The sequence below is a fragment of the Streptomyces sp. NPDC055078 genome (genome assembly GCF_053607985.1).
On the sequence record NZ_JBSGUP010000511.1, the window covers coordinates 1 to 5,955 of the forward strand.

Sequence of the window (5,955 nt, forward strand, 5' to 3'; positions counted from 1 at the left end):
AACTGGTCACACTGGCGCAGAAAACACCAAGCCACCGCACAACGATCCCACTACCGCCGAAGAGCCAGACCAGGACACGAAATCCCGCTGGAGTACTAATCAAGCGAGCTTGATCTGCTGGCCTCCTGCACCAACCACGTCGACCCGCAGCCATCCGGTTGACCCTGATAAGCGCTGGCGGTGGCACTGGATCCGACGCCAGCGCGGCTGCTGCGGCCTCGGGGGCGCGATCGCCCACCGCGCTGCACGAGAGCCGAGGACAGGGCCTGGATGCGCCGAGACCATCAGGCTCCAACCGGAACAGATCTGTCCAAGAACTCATGGGACTGCTCACTCCGGGGAGAGCCGAGTGGCCGTCGACACAACAGCTCATCGGTCCGCAGTGCGATGTGGCGCACCGCCTCTCCGTCATACTCCCGGAAACGGCACCGCAGTTGCCTAACGGCTCCTTGGCACGCGCAGATGGAATGTACTGGGCTAGATCCACGGCTTAGCGCTGTCCCATAACTGCTGGTCCGGGTGAGATGATCTTAGCGTGACTGGTGTGCTCACGGCGTCGGAGCCCTCCTTGACCGCCACGATCAGCGGGCTGGGTCCGCGTCGGTTCGGCCAGCTGATCACCGCGCTCCGCCGTGAGGGCGCAGATCCGGTGCGCAAGGACCGGCGCTTGGAGCCTGCCGCTGGAGGAACGCATGCTCCTGATGGCGGACGAACCTGACCCTGCGACGGCTTGCGCCGCTGTCCGGGTTCTCGGAGTCGGCAGCGGACCGCATCGTCGACCGCCTCGGGCCATGGCTCGCACTCCAGCCCCACATGCCGTTCCGCAGGGAAACTGTCCTGATCGCGGACGGCACGCTCGTGCCGACCCAGGACCACACCGTGGCCGAGATGTCGAAGAACGACCGCTGCTCGACGAACCACCAGGCCGTCATCGACGCCGATACCCGGCTGGTCGTCGCGGTCGGCTGCCCGTTGCCGGGCAACCGCAACGACCGCAAGGCACGGGAACTGCCCCGCACCAAGGCCGCTGCGGGCAAGGCCACGGTGATCGCCGACGGCGGCTACCGGAGCACCGGCCCGGTCATCCCGCACCCCCGAGAACGCGGCCAGGCCGAATGCCAGCCCGCAAAGAGAAACACAACACCTCCCACCGCGAAGTCAGAGCCCGTGCCGCGCACGCCGTCGCCCGTATGAAGACCTGGAAGAACCTCCGCGACTGCCGCCTGAAAGGCGACGGCGTCCGCCACGCCATGCCCGGCATCGCGCACTTGCACACCTCACCCTCGCTGGATAACGGAGAACCGAGTTGGTCAACAGCACGTCGTAGATCATTTGTGGGACAGCCAGCCCCTAGAAGGGTGAAGTGGATGCCGTGGTGTTGATGAGGGCCAGGCCGACCGCGCTCAGGCTATGGCGTACCTGCTTATGATCGCGGGCAAGTGTGGTGAGGCCGGCGTGACGCAGGACGGTCGCGTGTTCGCTGGCACTGGAGGTGGAGATCCTCACAAGGCTGGCGAGTTGCGTGGTGGTGGACAGAGGGTGGTCGGCGATCGCGCACAAGACGTTGGCTCTGGTGCGGCCGAGTAGGGCGACCAAAGGTTGAGGGGTGGCCCTGCCGTGGCGCTGGCCCAGGGGCGCTGCCCAGATGTTGCTCGCGGCGGGGAGGTCGCTCAAGGCGGGGTAGATCAACAGGACTTCGTGGCCATGGCGGCGGGCCAGGAGCTGAGGGACGGGGCCGCAGAAGACCGAGGGGGCCAAGATGAGTTCCCGGCCCGCCAGATGCAGGTCGGTGCTCCGTTGCCAGGGCCTGTACCCGGGGACCTCCAGTACCGGTGCTTTCCAGATCAGCAGCGGGCGCAGACTGTCGAGCAGGGCTGCTAGTCCGCTGTTGGTCATGAGATGTCTACGGAGCATCGCTTCGGTGTCCAAGTGGCGTTGTATCCGGGTCCAGTACGGGGCGACGGCCGTCTTGTGGCAGTGCGTCAGTGAGTCCGCCAGACGCCCGATGGCGTCACGGTCGCGTTCCAGAACCCGGCCCAGCCATGGGGCCCGGCGACGGGCCAAGCAGGGGTGGAAGGTTAGTTCCTCGCACAGCTGCTGATGTGGAACTCCGTGCAGGAGGTCCATTGCCTCGTCGAAGGAGGAGGCGGGGCCGGTGAGATTGAACAGGTCGACCAGACCGCCTATGGGGAGGGCGAGGAAGCGGGCGAGGTCCCGGCCGTCTGCGTTCATCCGGGGTCCGGTCTCTGCCCGCCAGTTCCCGAACATGGCCTTGCGGTCAGGCTGCTGCAGATTCCACAGCGCAAGTTCGGTCTCCGCGAGCGGCCCCAGCAGGCTGATACGGACCCTGGCCAGGTCCTCCGCGGTGAAATGCAGTCGCAGCACACGCCCCCCTCGCTCATGCGGACATTGGCGTTGCGATTGTTGCCGCCTCTCTACCTTTCGGGTGAGCCCGAAACGAGTCGACTTTCCTGACCCTCCATCCGAACCTGGTGATACAGCACTGCGGCGAACGCGCCGCCCGGCCCACGAACGGAGGCTTTCGCGCAGGCAGTAATTACTCCCACTGGATGCCGGTATGCAGTGGGTAGAGGGTCCCGTACGGCACCTGCCGGTCCGGCAGGTGCCGTCAGCAACTGTTTCAGGCGGCCCTACGCCGAGGAAGTCCGTCTCTGTATGACGCATGGGAGATGCTGAACGATCGAACTTCGCGGATTTGGTAGAGATTACTAAAGACGAAGAAGTCGCCCGGCCAGGAACCTGAGCCCCGAAGGGCGATCAGCCGGCTTCGGGATTCGCGGGTATCTCATCGCGAGAAGTGTGTATTGACTTCTTGGCTGACGTCGATGTGTCAGGCGGCTCTCGGCCGGACGATGGGAACGCTTTTGTGAGGGCCAGCAGTCCGTAGGTTCAGTACAGGGGAGAATGGGACGGGGAGAACTGGATGAATCACGAGCTTGAGTACGAGATGTACTGTGTAACCGACCCCGAGTTCTATGATCGACTCACATCCGATGTGACTGATGAGGACCTGCTCTCACCGCTGAGAGGGGACGCAACTCCCACGGGTTGGACTCGGCTCGTAGTACCGGGTTGGGTGAACTACGTCCCCCCCGGTGGCAATATTCCTGCTCAGGGCTGGAAAGTGCATGTGTCGTCGACGATCGAGCAGGTTGAGGACATTGCGCGACGCGTTTTCAAGTATTGCATTAAAAACTGCTTAATGTTCAAGGTGGTACCCACGGAACGCGAATACTTCGGCCGCAATGCCAAGTATGGGGAGCGCGCCGGGGGTGGCAAGCTCGTCACGATCTACCCTGAAGACGAGGGTCGTTTAGAAGCGGTTGTGACCGAGCTGGGAAAGGAACTCGCCGGTATACCTGGTCCATATGTCCTGAGCGACCTGCGCTGGCAGGACGGGCCGATCTATGTTCGCTATGGGGCGTTTGCACCCCGTATGGTCAGGGCGGCCGACGGGCGTTGGAAGATGGCGATCGAGAACCAGGAAGGGGACCTCGTGCCAGATCTACGAGGACCCGTATTCGCCGTGCCTGAATGGGTCAAGATCCCCGACTTCCTGCAGCCCGCGCTGGCGAGCCGGGACGCAGCCCGCATTGACGAGCTTCCGTACGAACTTCTCTCGGCCCTCCACTATTCCAACGGCGGCGGCGTTTACAAGGGGCGCGACAAGCGCACGGAAGAGCGCGTGGTAGTCAAGGAGGGACGGCCGCATGCAGGTGTTGACGGCAGCGGCCGCGATGCTGTGACGCGGCTGCGTCACGAGCGGGACATCCTTACCAGGCTTCAGGGCTTGGACGCGGTACCCGAGCTTAAGGGCTATCACCGCGTCGCAGGGCACGAGTTCCTGATTGAGGAACTGGTCGAAGGGGACAGTCTTTACAGCGTCTGCGGGACTAGGAATCCACTTCTTCGCTACGGCGATCCAGGACCACGAGCATTACACGAATACCGAATCTGGGCCATGGACATATGGGAGCGAATCGCGCAGGCTGTTCACGCAATTCATGACCGGGGCGTGATCTTCGGTGATCTGCACATGCACAACATCTTGTGTCATGAGGCAGAGGGCGAATCGCGGATCCGTCTCATTGATTTCGAAGGCGGGTGGCTGACCGCCCAGGGCGGGCGCCAGGTAATGGCCAACCCGGGGTTCGTGGCCCCACGTGGATACTCGGGCACTGCGGTGGATGAATACGCTCTTGCCGCCCTAAAGTTCGCGCTATTCGCGCCGATGACGCCAATTTTCCGCTACAATCTCGCAAAGGTTTCCCACCTGGCGGATATCATCGTGAACCGATTCGGGGTGCCGAAGAATTGGTTCGGCGACGCCCTGCGCTCCATTCCCCGACCCTTGGCTAATTCCTCTTCCAATCTGCGATCAATCAGCGCAGACCCTGAAGTACTCCCAAAGGTGTGCGCATCGATAACCCAGGCAATTTTCGCCAGCGCCACGCCAGAGCACTCCGATCGTTACTTCCCGGGAGATGCCGCCCAGTTTGCCTCCCCGGGTGCCGCCCTAGGCATGGCCTACGGAGCAGCTGGAGTTCTATGGGCCCTGCACGCCACGGGTGTCAAGAGAGTCCCTGAAGCAGAAGAATGGCTGCTCAGCAGAGTTTTCCGAAGTCCTTCAGAAATGCCCCACGGATTCTATGACGGTTCCCATGGTATCGCCTATGCTCTCTGGGATCTGGACCGGCATGATGAAGCGACGGATCTACTGGCGCGAATATCCAAGGCGAAACCCGACACGGCAGACCTGAGCCTGTTCCACGGCCTCTCCGGCATGGGCCTGAACTGGCTGCATTTCGCGCGAGTTTGCAGCGACAACGTGTATCTACAGCGGGCCATCCATTTCGCCGACATCGTCTGCGATGGACTCGGAGGCGTCGAGGATGTCGCGGAGATCAGCGGTGGTACTCATCCGCATGCAGGGCTGATGTACGGATCGTCCGGGCCTGCGCTCTTCCTGACTGCCGCCTTCGAGACTACTGGCGAGAGTCGCTACCTCGACGCAGCCGAAGTCGCCCTGCGCCAGGACCTACGTCGTTGCAAGAGCGACGATCAGGGCGCCCTTTATGTTGACGAGGGATTCCGCCTCATGCCCTATCTCGCAGTCGGTAGCGCTGGCATCGGTGTCGCACTCGACCGGTACCTCGCCCTTCGTCCCGACCGTGAACTGGAAGCCCAACTGACGGCGATCGGGCGTGCCACACGCTCTCAGTTTTACCTCTTCCCCGGCCTCTTCGAAGGGCAAGGGGGCATGGCGCTCGTCAATGCCAGCCGACCGCATGGCTTCACCACGGCTGACGAAGAGCACGATGCAGCCAACGCTGCCGAAACCCAGGTCAACGGTCTGAACTGGCATGTACTCAACTGGAAGGGGCACACCGCCTTCCCCGGTTCGCAACTGCTGCGTATGTCCATGGATCTGGCCACTGGCAGCGCGGGCATTCTTCTCGCTCTCGCCGCCGTCGGCGCGGCTCCTACCCCACTGCCCTTGTCATTGCCGTTCTTTCTGCAACCTCATCAGGGCTCCCCTGCTGGAGTTGAACGAGAGCGGCCCAGAGCACTGTCCTGAGGCACCAGCCGCCTGCATTGGGCCTAGGTCCTGGTCACGGCGGCGGCATGGGACCGGTAACTCCCCGGTGGATTCCGGGGCGACCGACCTCCCCCTCCTACCCGGATCACGTCAGAAACGTGGCCCGAGTTCTGTATCCACTCGCAGAGAGGAAGTGTCTATGTCCATCTACGACCTGCAGGGACTCACAGGCGAAACGGAAACGTTGACAGCCGGCTGCAGCACGGCCAGCGTCACGTGCAACAGCGCGTACTCCAACAACTGCTGCGTCAAGTCGTCCGTTTCCAGCACATGGTCCTTCGGCTGCTACCACAGCGTAGCCGAATAGCTCGCACTCTCTCCCCCTGGTGGTCGCC

Annotated in this window: 2 protein-coding genes and 1 pseudogene; 2 read left to right on the forward strand and 1 reads right to left on the reverse strand. The window is 62.9% G+C overall.

From position 1 onward, the window contains the following. The first annotated feature begins 535 nt into the window (after positions 1-535). A pseudogene (locus tag ACWF94_RS30700) lies at positions 536-1,294 on the forward strand (transposase). A 56-nt stretch (positions 1,295-1,350) separates the two neighbouring features. Here ACWF94_RS30700 and ACWF94_RS30705 read toward each other — a convergent pair. Continuing rightward, on the reverse strand, positions 1,351-2,385 hold the full coding sequence (locus ACWF94_RS30705; RefSeq protein ID WP_453495751.1) for a winged helix-turn-helix domain-containing protein: 1,035 nt from the start codon (positions 2,383-2,385) through the stop codon (positions 1,351-1,353). Between the two features lie 559 nt (positions 2,386-2,944). On the opposite strand from ACWF94_RS30705, the gene lanKC reads away from it, so the two are divergent. Beyond that, positions 2,945-5,599, forward strand: coding sequence for a class III lanthionine synthetase LanKC (gene lanKC, locus ACWF94_RS30710; protein WP_453495754.1), 2,655 nt, complete (start codon positions 2,945-2,947; stop codon positions 5,597-5,599). The last annotated feature ends 356 nt before the right edge of the window (positions 5,600-5,955 follow it).

Bases quoted from the DNA above. Each gene is read 5' to 3' on its own strand.
- lanKC (WP_453495754.1), top strand. From the start codon at position 2,945: ATGAATCACGAGCTTGAGTACGAGATGTACTGTGTAACCGACCCCGAG.